Source organism: Micromonospora sp. MH33 (assembly GCF_003013775.1).
GTDB classification, from domain to species: Bacteria; Actinomycetota; Actinomycetes; order Mycobacteriales; family Micromonosporaceae; genus Micromonospora; species Micromonospora fulviviridis.
The window spans coordinates 39,404-53,845 of sequence record NZ_MUYZ01000012.1 but is presented as its reverse complement, the minus strand read 5'-3'; the positions used below and the strand labels follow the sequence as shown (position 1 = coordinate 53,845).

Genomic DNA, 14,442 nt, shown 5'->3' with positions numbered 1-14,442 from the left:
GGTCAGCGGGTCGCCGCGGCCCGGCTCCCCGGTCGCGGCGGCGGCCGGCGGCGCGGGACGCGGAGCCCGGGCGGCGCGCAGCCCCTCCTGGGCGTTGTTCCAGGCGGCGCAGGGCCAGGCCGCGCCCACGCAGCTCGGGCTGGTACAGACCCGGTCCTCGTCGGGCTGGTGGGCGTCGGCCACCGCGGTGGACAGGCCCCACAACAGCGGATCGGTCACCTCGGCCGGACGGTCGGTGCGGTCTGTGCTGGCTTCGGACATGAACAGGTCCCCCCTCATTCGAGCCGCCCCTCTGTTTCCAGAACGCCCGTACGCCAAACCTGGTCACGCCGGATCTTCTCCGCTCGCCTCCGCCCGTCCGGCGGAATAGGCTCGTCGACGTGGCGAGGTACTACGACCTGCACCCCGACAATCCCCAGCCCCGGGTGCTCCGGCAGATCGTGGACCTGCTCCGCGCCGACGGGGTGATCGCCTACCCGACGGACTCCTGCTACGCCCTCGGCTGTCGCCTGGACAACCGGGCCGGGGTCGAGCGGATCCGGGAGATCCGGCGCCTCGACGCGCGGCACCCGTTCACCCTGGTGTGCGCCGACTTCGCCCAGCTCGGCCAGTTCGTCAAGCTCAGCAACGCGGTCTTCCGTCAGGTCAAGGCCGCCATCCCGGGCAGCTGGACGTTCATCCTGCCGGCCACCGCCGAGGTGCCCCGGCGCCTCCAGGACCCGCGGCGGCGGGTCGTCGGGGTCCGCGTACCGAAGCACACGGTGACCCAGGCGCTGCTGGCCGAACTCGGCGAGCCGTTGCTCTCCAGCACCCTGCTGCTTCCCGGCGAGGAGGAGCCGCTGACCCAGGGCTGGGAGATCAAGGAACGGCTCGACCACGTGGTCGACGCCGTGGTCGACGCGGGGGACTGCGGCCTGGAGCCGACCACCGTGGTCGACCTGTCCGGGCCCGAACCGGAGATCCTGCGCCGCGGCGCCGCCGACCCGTCCCGCTTCGAGTAGCGATCGGCCGTTCCACCCCGCCGCGCCGCGGCGGTGCGGCACCGTGGGAGCCGGCGGACGGTGACGGGGGTACGGCATGAGCGCACTCGTGCTTATCGCGGTGCTCGGTGCCACCGTGCTCATCGGCACCACCATCGGCGGCCGGTACAGCGTCGCGCCGCCCGTGCTGCTCATCGCCATGGGGGCGGGGCTCGGCCTGCTGCCGCCGTTCGCCAACGTGATCCTCGAGCCCGAGGTGGTGCTGGTGCTCTTCCTCCCGGCGATCCTCTACCGGGAGAGCCTGGTCATCAGCCTCCGCGAGATCCGGGCCAACCTCGTGGTGATCGCCCTGCTCGCCGTCGCGCTGGTGATCCTCACGATGGTCGCCGTGGCGTACGTGGCCCAGGCCCTCGGTGTCGAGCCCGCCGCCGCGTGGGTGCTCGGCGCGGTGCTCGCGCCCACCGACGCCGCCGCCGTGGCCGGCCTGGCCAAGCGGATGCCCCGCGGCATCCTCACCACGCTGCGCACGGAGAGCCTGGTCAACGACGGCACGGCGCTGGTGCTCTTCTCGGTGGCCGTCGGGGTGATCGCCGGCGGGGCGGTGCCCGACGCGCTCCAGCTGGGTGGACAGTTCGTCGGCAAGTCGCTCGGGGGAGTCCTCGCGGGCCTGCTCGTCGGCGGCGTGGTCGTCGTCATCCGCAAGCACGTCGACGATCCGATGCGCGAGGGCGGGCTGAGCATCCTCACCCCGTTCGTCGCCTTCCTCCTGGCCGACGCGGTCCACGCCAGCGGCGTGCTCGCGGTCGTGGTCGCCGGCCTGCTGCTCTCGTACGCGGGGCCCCGGGTGATCCGGGCCCGCTCCCGGCTCACGGCGTACGCGTTCTGGGACCTCTCCACCTTCATGATCAATGGCAGTCTCTTCGTGCTGCTGGGCATGCAGGTGCCCCGGTCGCTGCGCAGCATCACCAGTCACTCGCCGTTGGAGTCGTTCGGCATCGCGGTGCTGGTCGTCCTCGTCGTGGTGGCCACCCGGATGATCTGGGTGCACCTGTCCGTGGCGGGGTTGCAGGGCATCGACCGCCGGGAGTCCCGCCGCTCCCGCCGCTTCGACGCCCGGGTCCGCACCGCCGCCGGCTGGGCCGGTTTCCGGGGCGCGGTCTCGCTGGCCGCCGCGCTGGCCGTGCCGGTCACCACGCACGCCGGGACCCCTGTGCACGAGCGCGACCTGATCATCTTCGTGACCGTGGTGGCGATCGTGCTGATCATGGTGGTGCAGGGCACCACCCTGCCGGCCGTGGTCGCCTGGGCCCGCCTGATGGGCGACCGGGAACGCGAGCACGAGGTGCGCTGGGCCCGGATCCGGGCCACCGAGGCCGCCCTGGACGCGCTGCCCCAGGTCGCCGCCGAACTCGGCGCGTCCCCGGACACCGTCGAACGGCTCCGCTCCGACTACCAGGACCACCTGGCGGACGTCCGCTCCCCACGCAGCGACGAGGCCGACGAGGAGCGCGAGATGGCCCGACGGTTGCGCCTCGGCGTGCTGGACCGCAAGCGTCAGGAGGTCACCCGGCTGCGCAACCGCAACGAGATCGACGACGTGGTGCTGCGGCAGCTGCAGGCGGCCATCGACATCGAGGAGATCCGGCTGCTCGGCCCGGAGCCGGAGGACTGAGCGTCGCCGGGCGCGGGTGTCCGTTGGTGGACGCCGGGGAGGTTGAACGGGGAGCGGCCGGGGCGGATGCTGGACGGGCATCGATCCTCAACGATGGAGGAGGCATCCCGGATGCGCCGATCGCTCGCCGTCCTCGCCCTGACCGCCCTGCTCGCCGCCGTCCCGACCGCCGCGCGGGCCGGCACCGCCCCGGATCCCGGACTCGCCGCGGTGCGTACCCCCGGCACCGCCTGGGGGATCGACCCGGCCGGCGGCCGGCTGACCCTCACCGTCGACGACACCGTCACCGGCGCCGAACTGGCCGCGCTCCGACGCACCGCCGCCCGCGCCGGCGCGGTGCTCCGCCACGAACCCGGCCGGCTGCGCACCCTGATCGCCGGCGGCCAGGCGATCTACGGCGGGGGCGGCCGCTGCTCGCTCGGCGCGAACGTGCGCAGCGGCAGCACCTACTACTTCGTCACCGCCGGGCACTGCACCAACCTGGCCGGCACCTGGTACGCCGACAGCGCCCGCACCACGGTGCTCGGCAGCCGGACCGGCACCAGCTTCCCGGGCAACGACTACGGCGTGGTCCGCCACACCGGAACGGTGGCCCACCCCAGCGCCGTGTACACCTACCCCGGCCAGGTCACCCTCTACGGCGCCGGCAACGCGTACGTCGGCCAGGCGGTCTGCCGCAGCGGCGCCACCACCGGGGTGCGGTGCGGCTCGGTCACCGGCCTGAACCAGACCGTCAACTACGCCGAGGGCGCCGTGTACGGGCTGATCCGCACCAACATCTGCGCCGAACCCGGCGACAGCGGCGGCCCGCTCTACGTGGCGTCGACCGGCACGGTGCTCGGGATCCTCTCCGGCGGCAGCGGCAACTGCACCAGCGGGGGCACCAGCTACTACCAGCCGATCACCGAGATCCTCGCCGCGTACGGCCTCACCATCCCGTGACCGGCCGGGCGGGGGTGCGGCACGCATCCCCCGCCCGGGCCGTCGGGTCAGCCGGCGCAGTTGTTGTTGCGCGCCGGCTGGGTGAGCTTCTCCTGCGTGCCGAACTTCGCGTACAGCCGCAGGTAGCACGGCAGCTCGACGTCGCCGTAGTAGCTGACGGTCTGGTTGTCGTAGTGCGTCGTGCCGCTCTCGGTCACCTGCCAGCCGCCGCCGTCGCCCGACTGGATCTCCCAGTAGACGTCGCCGGAGCAGCCCTCCAGGCCCCGGGCCCAGGCGATGATGTTGGCCCCGTTGTAGATCTCGGACTGCACCAGGGTGCAGGCCGCCGCCTGCGCCGGTGCGGCGCCGACGAACAGACCCGCCGTCAGCAACGCCCCCGCACCGACCGCCGACATCAGCTTGCGCATGGTCCGACCCCTCCAAGGTGGATAGTGGATCACTTCCCCGGAGAGTAGCCGCTGGCGCAAACAAGTTTCAATATCGAGGATGCTGATCGTTGGAAATCTTCAGGGCTTGAGCACCACCTTCAGGCAGTCGTCCTGCTTGTTCTTGAAGATGTCGTAGCCGTGCGGCGTGTCGTCGAGCCGCATGGTGTGGGTGATGATGAAGCTCGGGTCGATCTCACCCTTGCTGACGCGCTCCAGCAGGGGGCGCATGTAGCGCTGCACGTGGGCCTGCCCGGAGCGCAGGGTCAGCGACCGGTTCATGAACGAACCCATCGGGAACTTGTCGATGAACCCGCCGTACGCCCCGATGGCCGAGACGGTGCCGCCGTTGCGGCAGGCCAGGATCGCCTCGCGCAGCGCGTGCGGCCGGTCGGTCTCCGCCTTCACCGCCTGCTTCGCCCGGTCGTACGCGTGCAACGCCGCCGAGGCGTGGTGCCCCTCCATGCCGACGGCGTCGATGCAGACGTCCGGCCCGCGGCCGGCGGTCATCTCGCGCAGCGTGTCCAGGACGTCGGTCTCCTCGTAGTTGATCGTCTCCGCGCCGGCCTTGTCCCGCGCGATCCGCAGCCGGTACGGGAACCGGTCGATGACGACCACCTGTTCGGCGCCGAGCAGGAAGGCGCTCACCGCGGCGAACTGGCCGACCGGACCCGCGCCCCAGACCGCCACCACGTCCCCGGGCTTGACGTCGCCCATCTCGGCGGCCATGTAGCCGGTGGGCAGCACGTCGGACAGGAACAGCACCTGCTCGTCCGGCAGGCCGTCCTCGATCTTGAGCGCCCCGACGTCGGCGTACGGCACCCGGACGTACTCGGCCTGCCCACCCGCGTACCCGCCCAACAGGTGCGAGTAGCCGAAGATGCCGGCGGGGGCGTGGCCCATGGCGGTCTCGGCGATCGCCGCGTTCGGGTTGGAGTTCTCGCAGACCGAGTAGAGGCCGCGTTGGCACGAGGCGCAGTCCCCGCAGGCGATGGGGAAGCCGACGACCACCCGGTCGCCGACGCGCAGCCCGTCCCGCGCCCCGGAGCCCAGCTCGACGATCTCGCCCATGAACTCGTGGCCCAGCACGTCGCCACGCTTCATGGCCGGGATGAGTCCGTCGAGCAGGTGCAGGTCGGATCCGCAGATCGCGGCCGAGGTGACCTTGACGACCGCGTCACGGGGGTTGAGGATCGTCGGGTCCGGTACCTCCTCGACGGCCACCCGGTTCGGCGCGACCCAGCAGTTGGCCTTCACGGTGCCTCCCTCACGCGGTCCGGCGGGCCGCCAGCGGGCGGGCCGGACGCTGCTTTGCCTGGTTTTGGATGCTCGTGCCGTCGGGCGTCCCGTCCGACCGGGTCAGCTCGCCGGTCTCGATGACCTGCTTGAACCGCCGCAGGTCGTCGCAGATCTGCTGCTGCGGGTTCTCGCCGAACGCCTTCGCGACCAGCGTGCCCACCCGGCGGCCCGGCACCGCGTACTCCAGTTCCACCCGCACCTCGGTGCCGTTGCCACCGGCGGCCGGGGTGAACCGGACCGTGCCGGAGTTGGGCACCCGGAAGCCGTCGACGGAGCGCCACCGGATGAGCTGCTCGGGGCGCTCCTCGACGATCTCCGCCTCCCACTCGACCGTCCGGCCGGCCGGTGCCTTCGCCGACCAGTGGGAGCGTCGCGGGCCGGTGGTGGTCACCGACTGGAGGTGGTACATGAACCGGGGCAGGTTCTCGAAGTCGTGCCAGAAGCGGTACGCCTCCTCGGGCGTGCGGTTGACCGTCACGGAGCCGTGCGCGAAGCCCTCCGGGCTGATCCGCCGGTTCCGGGTGGCGCGCACCGAGGCGTAGAGGTCGAGGGCGGTGATCCCGCCCAGGACGGCGAGGGTGAGACCGGCCCGCCGGCGCCGGTCGCCGCACCGGTTGCGGTACGCCTGGCCGGTCGCGGCCAGGTCCAGCACGTCACCCGCCACCCGGGTCCAGGGCCCCAGCCCGGCCCGCCGGGGCACCAGCAGCACCGCGGCGTGGCCGATCTCCCGGATGCCGGTGGCTCGCAGCACCGTCCTGGCCGTGCGCGAGTCGTCCACGCCGGCCGCCCGGGCCAGCCGTGACCCCGCCGCGAGCGCGGTCACGCCGAGGCCGAGGCTGAACCAGCCCAGGAAGCGAGCCAGTCCCTCCGACCCCTGGTCTCGGGTCGCCCGCTGGATCCCGAGATTGTCGGTCACCGAGCGGATCCCCATGGTCGTCTCTCGTGTCATACGTCGTCACCCCGTGCTCGAGAAGGTGTCGGTGCCCCGCTCGAGTGGGAGGTCGGGTACCGACAGGCCGCCGTGCCTTTCCCGCTAATCCCGGCCGCACACGCGAGCGGTCGGCCGGAGTGTGGAACCGGCGGCGGGAACCCGGCGCGGCACGGAAGCGCGGACCCGCGCGGCAACCTGCGCGGGCTGACCCGCGACCCCTCCTGGGACGAGCACCTGCGCCAGCACGGGGGCCGGCGGTCAGTCGCCCTCGGGGACGGCCATCTCGCCGAGCCGCGACCAGTCCTGCCCGGGCACGGTCGTGTTGACGATCCGGGGCGTCTCGGCCAGGTGCGGCGGAAGCGTGCGCTGGGCCTCGCGGAAGTGCGCCGACCGCACGTGCGCCGCGCCGGCCTCGTCGTCCCGGAACGCCTCGACCAGCACGTACTCCGTCGGGTCGTCGAGGCTGCGGGACCAGTCGAACCAGAGGCAGCCCGGCTCGGCCCGGGTGGCGGCGGTGAACTCGGCGGCGATCTGCGGCCAGCGGTCGGCGTCCTCGGGCCGGACCCGGAACTTCGCGGTAATGAAGATCATGCGCCTCAGGCTACCCAGGCCGGCGGCCCTCGGCAGCGGCTCGCCGCCGCCCCCGCTCAGCTCTTCGTGACCGGGGCGAGCAGCTCCGACGCCCGGCGGTCGGCGAACGCGGTGACCGCCTGCTGCCCGGCGCCGAAGACGATGGCGACGCCCAGCAGGGCGGCGGTGCTGTTCACCGTGGTCTCCACCAGGCCACCGATCACCAGCATGATCCCGACGACCGCGACGAGTGGACCGATGGCCAGCTTCAGCAGGCCCTGCTGGAAGGGGAGCTTGTAGGGCAGGCCACCGGAACGCGAGGTGATCATCGAGGGCAGGGCGCTGATGAACGCCCCGAGCGCCCCGGCGATGAGTACGAAGAAGAGCAGGCGCCAGGCCGGCACGCCGGCCGCGTCGGTCGGCGGCTTGAGCAGCTGCACGTCCCGGCTGCGCCACTGCACCAGCACCATCAGCGCCTCGGCCACCAGCGCGAAGACGGACAGTCCCAGCATCCGGTTGCGCAACCGGCGTACCGACTCGTGGAACTCGTCCGATGCCGAGTGGTAGCGCAGCAGCAGCGCCCGGACCTTGGCCTGGAAGCGCACCGGCGCCGCGGCGTCGGCCGACGCGTCGAAGTCCGTGAGCACCTTGTCGTCGGCCTTCAGGAACTGCGCGGCCGCGGCCTGGTACGCCGGCAGCAGGCCGAGCAGCTCCTCCGGCGTCCGCAGCTCCACCATGGCCCGTTCCACCGAGTGGATGCTCTGCCAGGCGTACTCCAGCTTGCCGCCGCGCAGCCACTCCACCACCCCGCTGCGGCCGAGCGCGGACTCCACGCCGGACAGCTGCGCGCGCAGCGCGGCGACCCGGGCGGGGTTCGCGGCGGCGCGGGTTTCGAGGCCGCTCAGCTGCTGGTAGAGGTCATCGAGCTTGGTGCGCACCCGCACCTGCCACACGGCGGCGGGCACGCCGGACCCGCCGCTGCCGCCGCTTCCGGCACCACCACCGCTCGCGGGACCACCGGCGGGCGCCGCCGGGGCGGGAGTGCCGGGTGTGCCCTCGGGCTGGGTCTCCTGGTCGATCATGTGACTGCCCCCAACCGGCGCGGCTCGCGCCGCTGCCCTCTGTTCCCAGTATCCGCAGGTCAGGGGCGATATGGCCAGGGCGGTTCGGACAGTTGACAGCTCCCGTGCCGTAGCCGTTCCCGACCCGACGGTCCACGGTGGCGCGGCCCGGCGTCGGCCCGGCGGCGCCGCCCGGCGGAACGGCCCGCCGTCCGGGCCGGCGGGCCGAGCCGTGCGGTGGATGCCCTCGTCGGCATCGATTTCGGACGATGGTCCGAGGTGGAGCGGGCGCGGGTCGGTCGAGTTCTCCGTGGACATCACGGCACGCACGCCCGGCGCCGCGGGCGGTCCGCGACTTCACCGTCCGCACGGTCGGCCGGTAGGCCGCCCGGCGCTGCCGGCCCGGGGGACACCGGGGACGCGTACCGGTCCGTAACCTGGGGCGGTGACCGTCTACGCCCTCGCCCAGATCACCATCCACGACCGGGCGCGCTACGACCGGTACGTCGCCGCCTTCCTGCCCGTCCTGGCGCGGCACGGCGGCCGGCTGCTCGCCGCCGACGGATCCCCGCGGGTGGTCGAGGGGAGCTGGCCGCACGAGAAGGCCGTGCTCATGTCCTTCGACAACCGCGAGGACTTCGAGCGCTGGTCCACCTCGCCGGAATACCGGGAGATCTCCCGGGACCGGGAGGCGGCCACCGAGGGAGTGGTCCTCCTGCTCGACGGGATCGGCCACGCCTGGCCGGCCTGACCGCCGGCACTACAGCCGGTGCCGCACCCAGACGTTCGGCTCGACGTAGGCGGCGTGGTCGTGTGCCACGTCGACCAGCACCGGCGCCAGCGCGCCCGGCACGTGCACCGGCCCGCTGGTGTCGAACGGCAGCCCGGTCCACCGCCGCCAGTCGACGAGGGTGCCGGTGACCGCCATCGACCGGGGCGCGACCCGCTCGATCACCCCGCCGGCCCGCACGTGCACCCGCAGCCACGGGTCGACCGGCAGGCCGTCGGGGCGGACCCGCGTCGCGTACTCGGTCATCGGCAGGTCGGGGAGCGCGGCCTTGCCGTTCGGGCGCACCGGCGCGACGAGGGTGTCGAAGCCCTGGCGGGCGGCCGCCTCGCGCATCGCCGCGAGCATCAGCCCGGACACCCCGCCGCCGCGCCGGTCCGGTCGCACGCAGATCTCCAGCGCGGAGACCAGGTTGGGGATGGCGCCGGTGAGCCGGTTGACGGCGGCCCGCTGGATCATCCGGTCCCACCCGCCGTCGGGCAGCTCGTCCTCCGTCCAGCGCAGCGGCACGGCGTACGCCCGGGCGACGGCGCGGCCCGGCTCGGCCGGGTCGACCGCGGCGAGGACGAACTCCGGGTAGAGGTCGTGGGCGACGCTGTAGTACACCGAGCCCATCGGGTCCCAGAGCATGAACTGCGGCCAGGCGCCGTCGAAGTCGCTGTCGAGCAGCGGCGCCAGGTCGGGACGCTCCGCCAGGCTCACGATGTCCAGGGTCACGCCGGGCACGGTAGATCGGCCACCGCCCGGTCCGCACGCCCTTTTCCGCCCGGACAGCGGCCGGTGCCCTGCGGCGCCGGCCGCTGTCCGCGACCAGGAGCGGGAGCTGCGTCAGGTGCCGTAGACCTCCACCTCGTACAGCCGGGCGGCCGGGTCGGTGGTCTGCGTGGGGGTGAGGACCTTGACCAGCAGGTACCTGCCGTCCACGGACATCGGGTGGCTGCTCGCGCCCGCCGTGTTGCCCCGGACCTGGGCGACGGTCGTCCACGTCGACCAGCCGGGGCGGGCCTGTTCCTGCGCCTTGTCCTGAGTGGCGCGGTAGGCGGTCCAGGAGGTGCCGGGGGAGGCGCCGACCGCCCCGGTGATGGGCAGGATCCCGAGGTCCTCGTTGTTGGCGCAGCCGGCGCCGTTGAAGTGGGTGAGGCTGAACTCCTCGATCTGGGTGTCGCTGAACCGGTAGCCGGACGGTGAGGCGGTGGGGGTGTCCGGACTCAGCTGCACCATGCCGAAGGGCTGCACCGGGCCGGGGACGGTGCTGCCGCCGGCACCGCCGCCGACCGGGTTCGGCGCGTTGCTGTCGTCGGTGCCGATGAACGGGTTCACGTACGGGGTGAGGTTGAGCGGCGCCGCTGCGGCGGGCGAGGCGACCGCGACGAGTGCGGACGTGCCGGTGACGGCGGTGGCCACCAGGGCGAGCAGGCGGGACGGGCCTGATCGGAGCATGAGGCGTTCCTCCTTCGAGGCGCGGACGACGACCTGGTGACATCGTTGTCATCGACAAGCGTCAAGGTCTTGTGTAGAGCCCCGGGAGGTGTGCTGTCAATGGCGGGCTAGGAGCCGGCCGTCGTCGCGGGGGAGGCGGGCGGCCGTTCGCCCGAGCCGCGGGCGAGCAGACGCGTCGGGATCACCACCTGCCGGGCCGGCCCGCGATGCCCGTCGATCCGGTCGAGCAGCAGTCGTGCCGCCCGCTGTCCCATCTCCTCCGGGTCGTGCGCGACGACGCTCACGCCCAGGACGTCCCCGAGGTCGACCTCGTCGAAGCCGACCAGCGCGGGGGGCGCCGGATGGCCCCGCAGGGCCCGCAGGGCGCCGAGGGTGATCCGGTTGTTCATGGTGAACAGGGCGGTCGGCGCGGGGGCGCGGCCCAGCAACCCGAGCACGGCCCGCTCGGCGGTGGCCACGTCGTGTGCGTTCTCCACCAGGTAGTCCGCCCAGTTCGCCACGCCGGCGGCGCGCATCGCCTCGGCGAAGCCGTCCAGCCGGTCACGGTGCGTGCTCAGGCGCGACAGGTCGCCCACCACTCCGATCCGCCGGTGGCCGACCGCGGTCAGGTGGGCGCCGGCCTGTCGGGCACCGTGGTGGTTGTCCAGCAGCACGCTGTCCACCGCCAGCGCGACCGGCGGCCGGTCGACGAACACGAACGGGATGCCGTGGTGGTGTTCGGCCGCGAAGTGGGCGTGCTCGGGGGCGGTCGAGGCGATCACCAGGCCCCGGACCCGCCGCTCCAGCAGCGCGTCGGCGAGCCGGCGCTCCCACTCGGGGTCCTCGTCGGTGCTGGCCGTGATCAGCTGCAGGCCCCGCATGCGCAACTCCCGCTCCAGGCCCCCGGCCAGCCGGGAGTAGAACGGGTTCGCCAGGTCGCCGATGAGCAGGCCGACCAGCGTGGAGGTGCTCGCGCCGCGACGGAGCTCGCGGGCCACCCCGTTCAGCCGGTAGCCGAGCTGGTCGGCGGCGTCGCGGACCCGCGACCGGGTGTCCGCGGCCACCCGGGGCTCGCCTGCGAGGGCCCGGGAAGCCGTCTTGATCGAGACCCCGGACAGCGCCGCGACCTGCGCCAGGCTCGGTCGACCAGCCTTCCGGTCCGTGGTCATGGCCGGAATTATGACACCCGCGCGCCCGGGCGGGCCGCACCGCGTCACCAGGCCTGACCGGGCCATGAAGGTGCTTCGCAAAATAGCGTTATACGATGCGCGTCAACGATGTCATGGGCTGACCGGCAGCACCGCGTCGCCGCTTGTCGGCAAGTTCGGGGAGCGTCGCGAACGTCACTCAGCGTGGCGATCGATATTACCGACTTGTTACGCAAATGAGCGACTTGAGCACTTGCGGAAGGGCTCCGGACGAGATTGGGTTGCCCACGACAACGAAAAGTGAGCGAAGGTCATAACCCCGCGGAGGCGGCCATGCCGTTGGCAAGGTGGTGGGAGCGATGAGCGGTCTGCCCGTCCTCCTGGAGATGCGCTCCATCACCAAGGAGTTCCCCGGCGTCAAGGCGCTCGCCGACGTCAACCTGGTGGTCCGCGCCGGCGAGATCCACGCGATCGTCGGCGAGAACGGTGCCGGCAAGTCGACGCTCATGAAGGTCCTGAGCGGGGTCTACCCGTACGGCAGCTACGACGGCCAGATCATCTACCAGGGCGCGGAGACCCGCTTCTCGGACATCCGGGCGAGCGAGAACGCCGGGATCGTGATCATCCACCAGGAGCTCGCGCTCATCCCGGGCATGTCGATCGCCGAGAACATCTTCCTCGGCAACGAGCCGCGCAAGCGGGGAGCGATCGACTGGAAGGCCGCGAACCGGATGGCGCTGGACCTGATGGCCCGGGTCGGCCTGCGGGAGGACCCGGACACCCTGGTGAAGGACATCGGCGTCGGCAAGCAGCAGCTGGTGGAGATCGCCAAGGCGTTCGCCAAGGACGTCAAGCTGCTGATCCTGGACGAGCCCACCGCGGCGCTCAACGAGGCCGACTCGCAGCACCTGCTCGACCTGCTGCGCGGCTTCCGCTCGCGGGGCATCACCTCGATCATGATCTCGCACAAGCTGAACGAGATCGAGGCGATCGCCGACCAGATCACCATCCTGCGCGACGGCCGGACCGTCGAGACGCTGAACGTCAAGGCGGACGGCGTCGACGAGGACCGGATCGTGCGGGGCATGGTCGGCCGCGAGCTGAGCAGCCGGTTCCCGGACCACACGCCGAAGATCGGCGAGGTCTTCTTCGAGGTGCGGAACTGGAACGTCCGCCACCCGATCTCCGCCGAGCGCCAGGTCTGCAAGAACGAGAGCTTCACCGTGCGGCGCGGTGAGATCGTCGGCTTCGCCGGCCTGATGGGCGCCGGCCGCACCGAGCTGGCCATGAGCGTCTTCGGCCGCTCCTACGGGGTGTACGAGTCGGGCACGATCATCAAGGACGGCAAGGAGATCGTGCTGAAGTCGGTGGCGGACGCGATCGCCCACGGGCTCGCGTACGTCAGCGAGGACCGCAAGGCGCTCGGCCTGAACCTGCTCGACGACATCAAGACCTCGACGGTGGCCGCCAAGCTGTCCAAGATCTCGCGCCACGGCGTCCTGGACGAGGTCGCGGAGTACCAGGCGGCCGAGTCCTACCGGCGGGAGCTGCGCACCAAGGCGCCGACGGTCGACGAGGGCGTCTCCAAGCTCTCGGGCGGCAACCAGCAGAAGGTCGTCCTGGCGAAGTGGATGTTCACCGACCCGGACCTGCTGATCCTCGACGAGCCGACCCGCGGCATCGACGTGGGCGCCAAGTACGAGATCTACGGCATCATCCAGCGGCTCGCCGACGAGGGGAAGGGCGTCGTCGTCATCTCCTCGGAGCTGCCCGAGCTGATCGGGCTCTGCGACCGCATCTACACCCTGTTCGAAGGCACCATCACCGGCGAGATCGCCCGGCAGGACGCGGACCCGGAAACCCTCATGAAGCAGATGACCTCGACGAAGAAGATGCAGACACGATGAGCCGAATCAAGGACCTGCAGAAGAACCTCTTCGGAGGGACCACGTCCAACGCCCGCCAGTTCGGGATGATCTTCACCCTGGTGGCGATCGTCGTCCTGTTCCAGATCCTCACGGACGGCCTGACCCTGCGGTCGGACAACCTGATCGCGTTGTTCAACCAGAACTCGTACATCCTCATCCTGGCCATCGGCATGCTGATGGTGATCGTCGCCGGGCACATCGACCTCTCGGTCGGCTCGATCGCCGCCTTCACCGGCATCCTGGTCGCCAAGTCGATGGCCGAGTGGTCGCTGCCCTGGCCCGTCGCCATCCTGTTCGGCCTGGTGATCGGCGCGATCATCGGCGCCTGGCAGGGCTTCTGGGTCGCCTACGTCGGGGTGCCGGCGTTCATCGTCACCCTGGCCGGCATGCTGCTCTTCCGGGGCGGCAACCAGTTCATCGGCAACGCGAACACGATCTCGGTGCCGGAGGGCTTCCGGGTGATCGGCTCGGGCTTCCTGCCCGAGGTCGGCCCGAACACCGGCTACAACAACCTGACGCTCCTGCTCGGCCTCGCCGCGTGTGTGGCCGTGGTGTGGCGGGAGTTCCAGGCCCGCAAGACCCGGCGGGAGATGGACGCCGAGCAGGCCCCGATGTGGATCTCGGTGCTCCGGATGGCCGTCATGGTCGGCGTGATCGTCTTCGCGTCGCTGCGGTTCGCCAGCGGCCGGGTCGGCACGAGCTTCCCGGTCTCCGGCATCATCCTGGTGGCGCTGGTGCTGGCCTACTCCTTCTACACCCGGAACACCGCCGGCGGGCGGCACATCTACGCCGTCGGTGGCAACTCCCGCGCCGCGGAGCTCTCCGGCGTGAAGCTCAAGCGGGTCAACTTCTTCGTCATGATGAACATGGCCGTCCTGGCCGCCCTGGCCGGGATGATCTTCGTGGCCCGCTCGGCGGCCTCCGGGCCGCAGGACGGCAACGGCTGGGAGCTGGACGCGATCGCCGCGGTCTTCATCGGTGGCGCCGCCGTCGCCGGCGGCATCGGCACCATCAGCGGCTCGATCGTCGGTGGTCTGGTCATGGCCGTGCTGAACAACGGCCTCCAGCTGCTCGGCGTCGGCACCGACCGGGTCCAGATCATCAAGGGCCTGGTGCTGCTGCTGGCCGTCGCTCTCGACGTCTACAACAAGAAGCAGGGCAAGTTCTCCGTCATCGGCAGCCTCACCCGCTCGTTCCGCCGCGACACTCCCGCCCCGCCCACGGCACCACCCGACGCGGACCGGGAGACCGCCCGCACGGCCGTACCGAGCTGACGTTCC

At 71.9% G+C, this 14,442-nt stretch carries 15 protein-coding genes; 6 read left to right on the top strand and 9 right to left on the bottom strand.

Translation table 11 applies throughout. From position 1 onward, the window contains the following. The coding region (locus tag B0E53_RS04315; protein ID WP_107074767.1) for a hypothetical protein at positions 1 to 261 on the bottom strand (261 nt) is incomplete at its 3' end. 119 nt (positions 262 to 380) lie between these two features. Between B0E53_RS04315 and B0E53_RS04310 the strand changes: the two genes are divergently transcribed. The 3 genes from B0E53_RS04310 (at position 381) to B0E53_RS04300 (ending at position 3,594) form a co-directional block, all read left to right on the top strand. Continuing rightward, positions 381 to 1,001: an L-threonylcarbamoyladenylate synthase gene (locus tag B0E53_RS04310; RefSeq protein WP_107074766.1), complete on the top strand. Its 621-nt coding sequence runs from the start codon at positions 381 to 383 to the stop codon at positions 999 to 1,001. Positions 1,002 to 1,077: 76 nt separating this feature from the next. Beyond that, on the top strand, positions 1,078 to 2,652 hold the full coding sequence (locus B0E53_RS04305) for a Na+/H+ antiporter (protein ID WP_246835228.1): 1,575 nt from the start codon (positions 1,078 to 1,080) through the stop codon (positions 2,650 to 2,652). Positions 2,653 to 2,763: 111 nt separating this feature from the next. After that, positions 2,764 to 3,594 (top strand): S1 family peptidase, encoded by an 831-nt coding sequence (locus tag B0E53_RS04300; RefSeq protein ID WP_107074765.1) that lies wholly within the window; start codon positions 2,764 to 2,766, stop codon positions 3,592 to 3,594. Between the two features lie 47 nt (positions 3,595 to 3,641). Here the strand turns inward: B0E53_RS04300 and B0E53_RS04295 are convergent, their stop codons facing one another. From B0E53_RS04295 to B0E53_RS04275, 5 genes are all read right to left on the bottom strand, one after another. Next, the gene (locus tag B0E53_RS04295) at positions 3,642 to 4,001 is read right to left on the bottom strand and encodes a hypothetical protein (RefSeq protein ID WP_107074764.1); all 360 of its coding nucleotides are present in this window, start codon (positions 3,999 to 4,001) and stop codon (positions 3,642 to 3,644) included. 99 nt (positions 4,002 to 4,100) lie between these two features. Beyond that, positions 4,101 to 5,276 carry a zinc-dependent alcohol dehydrogenase gene (locus tag B0E53_RS04290; protein WP_107074763.1) on the bottom strand — a complete coding sequence of 392 codons (1,176 nt, stop codon included), beginning with the start codon at positions 5,274 to 5,276 and terminating at the stop codon, positions 4,101 to 4,103. Between the two features lie 10 nt (positions 5,277 to 5,286). Continuing rightward, on the bottom strand, positions 5,287 to 6,234 hold the full coding sequence (locus tag B0E53_RS04285; protein ID WP_246835227.1) for an SRPBCC family protein: 948 nt from the start codon (positions 6,232 to 6,234) through the stop codon (positions 5,287 to 5,289). A gap of 273 nt (positions 6,235 to 6,507) precedes the next feature. Next, entirely contained in the window at positions 6,508 to 6,840 is a 333-nt protein-coding gene (locus B0E53_RS04280; protein WP_107074761.1) for a putative quinol monooxygenase, read from the bottom strand. A gap of 56 nt (positions 6,841 to 6,896) precedes the next feature. After that, positions 6,897 to 7,901, bottom strand: coding sequence for a hypothetical protein (locus B0E53_RS04275; protein WP_246835226.1), 1,005 nt, complete (start codon positions 7,899 to 7,901; stop codon positions 6,897 to 6,899). Between the two features lie 424 nt (positions 7,902 to 8,325). Between B0E53_RS04275 and B0E53_RS04270 the strand changes: the two genes are divergently transcribed. Next, the gene (locus tag B0E53_RS04270; protein WP_107074760.1) at positions 8,326 to 8,631 is read left to right on the top strand and encodes a DUF1330 domain-containing protein; all 306 of its coding nucleotides are present in this window, start codon (positions 8,326 to 8,328) and stop codon (positions 8,629 to 8,631) included. A 9-nt stretch (positions 8,632 to 8,640) separates the two neighbouring features. Here the strand turns inward: B0E53_RS04270 and B0E53_RS04265 are convergent, their stop codons facing one another. The 3 genes from B0E53_RS04265 to B0E53_RS04255 all read right to left on the bottom strand — a co-directional run bounded on the left by B0E53_RS04265 (position 8,641) and on the right by B0E53_RS04255 (position 11,255). Next, positions 8,641 to 9,384 (bottom strand): N-acetyltransferase, encoded by a 744-nt coding sequence (locus tag B0E53_RS04265; protein ID WP_246835225.1) that lies wholly within the window; start codon positions 9,382 to 9,384, stop codon positions 8,641 to 8,643. 111 nt (positions 9,385 to 9,495) lie between these two features. Then, on the bottom strand, positions 9,496 to 10,107 hold the full coding sequence (locus tag B0E53_RS04260; RefSeq protein ID WP_168215214.1) for a hypothetical protein: 612 nt from the start codon (positions 10,105 to 10,107) through the stop codon (positions 9,496 to 9,498). Positions 10,108 to 10,214: 107 nt separating this feature from the next. Continuing rightward, complete coding sequence (locus B0E53_RS04255; RefSeq protein ID WP_107074759.1) at positions 10,215 to 11,255, bottom strand: LacI family DNA-binding transcriptional regulator; 1,041 nt, start codon at positions 11,253 to 11,255, stop codon at positions 10,215 to 10,217. Between the two features lie 338 nt (positions 11,256 to 11,593). Here B0E53_RS04255 and mmsA point away from each other — a divergent pair, with 338 nt between their 5' ends. After that, entirely contained in the window at positions 11,594 to 13,141 is a 1,548-nt protein-coding gene (gene mmsA / locus B0E53_RS04250) for a multiple monosaccharide ABC transporter ATP-binding protein (RefSeq protein WP_107074758.1), read from the top strand. After that, entirely contained in the window at positions 13,138 to 14,436 is a 1,299-nt protein-coding gene (gene mmsB / locus B0E53_RS04245; RefSeq protein ID WP_107074757.1) for a multiple monosaccharide ABC transporter permease, read from the top strand. Before mmsA ends, mmsB begins: the two co-directional genes overlap by 4 nt. Positions 14,437 to 14,442 lie beyond the last annotated feature (6 nt).

Coding starts and splice junctions, on each gene's coding strand:
- B0E53_RS04255 (WP_107074759.1), bottom strand. CDS start 11,255: ATGACCACGGACCGGAAGGCTGGTCGACCGAGCCTGGCGCAGGTCGCG.
- B0E53_RS04260 (WP_168215214.1), bottom strand. CDS start 10,107: ATGCTCCGATCAGGCCCGTCCCGCCTGCTCGCCCTGGTGGCCACCGCC.
- B0E53_RS04300 (WP_107074765.1), top strand. CDS start 2,764: ATGCGCCGATCGCTCGCCGTCCTCGCCCTGACCGCCCTGCTCGCCGCC.
- mmsB (WP_107074757.1), top strand. CDS start 13,138: ATGAGCCGAATCAAGGACCTGCAGAAGAACCTCTTCGGAGGGACCACG.
- B0E53_RS04295 (WP_107074764.1), bottom strand. CDS start 4,001: ATGCGCAAGCTGATGTCGGCGGTCGGTGCGGGGGCGTTGCTGACGGCG.
- B0E53_RS04280 (WP_107074761.1), bottom strand. CDS start 6,840: ATGATCTTCATTACCGCGAAGTTCCGGGTCCGGCCCGAGGACGCCGAC.
- B0E53_RS04275 (WP_246835226.1), bottom strand. CDS start 7,901: ATGATCGACCAGGAGACCCAGCCCGAGGGCACACCCGGCACTCCCGCC.
- mmsA (WP_107074758.1), top strand. CDS start 11,594: ATGAGCGGTCTGCCCGTCCTCCTGGAGATGCGCTCCATCACCAAGGAG.
- B0E53_RS04305 (WP_246835228.1), top strand. CDS start 1,078: ATGAGCGCACTCGTGCTTATCGCGGTGCTCGGTGCCACCGTGCTCATC.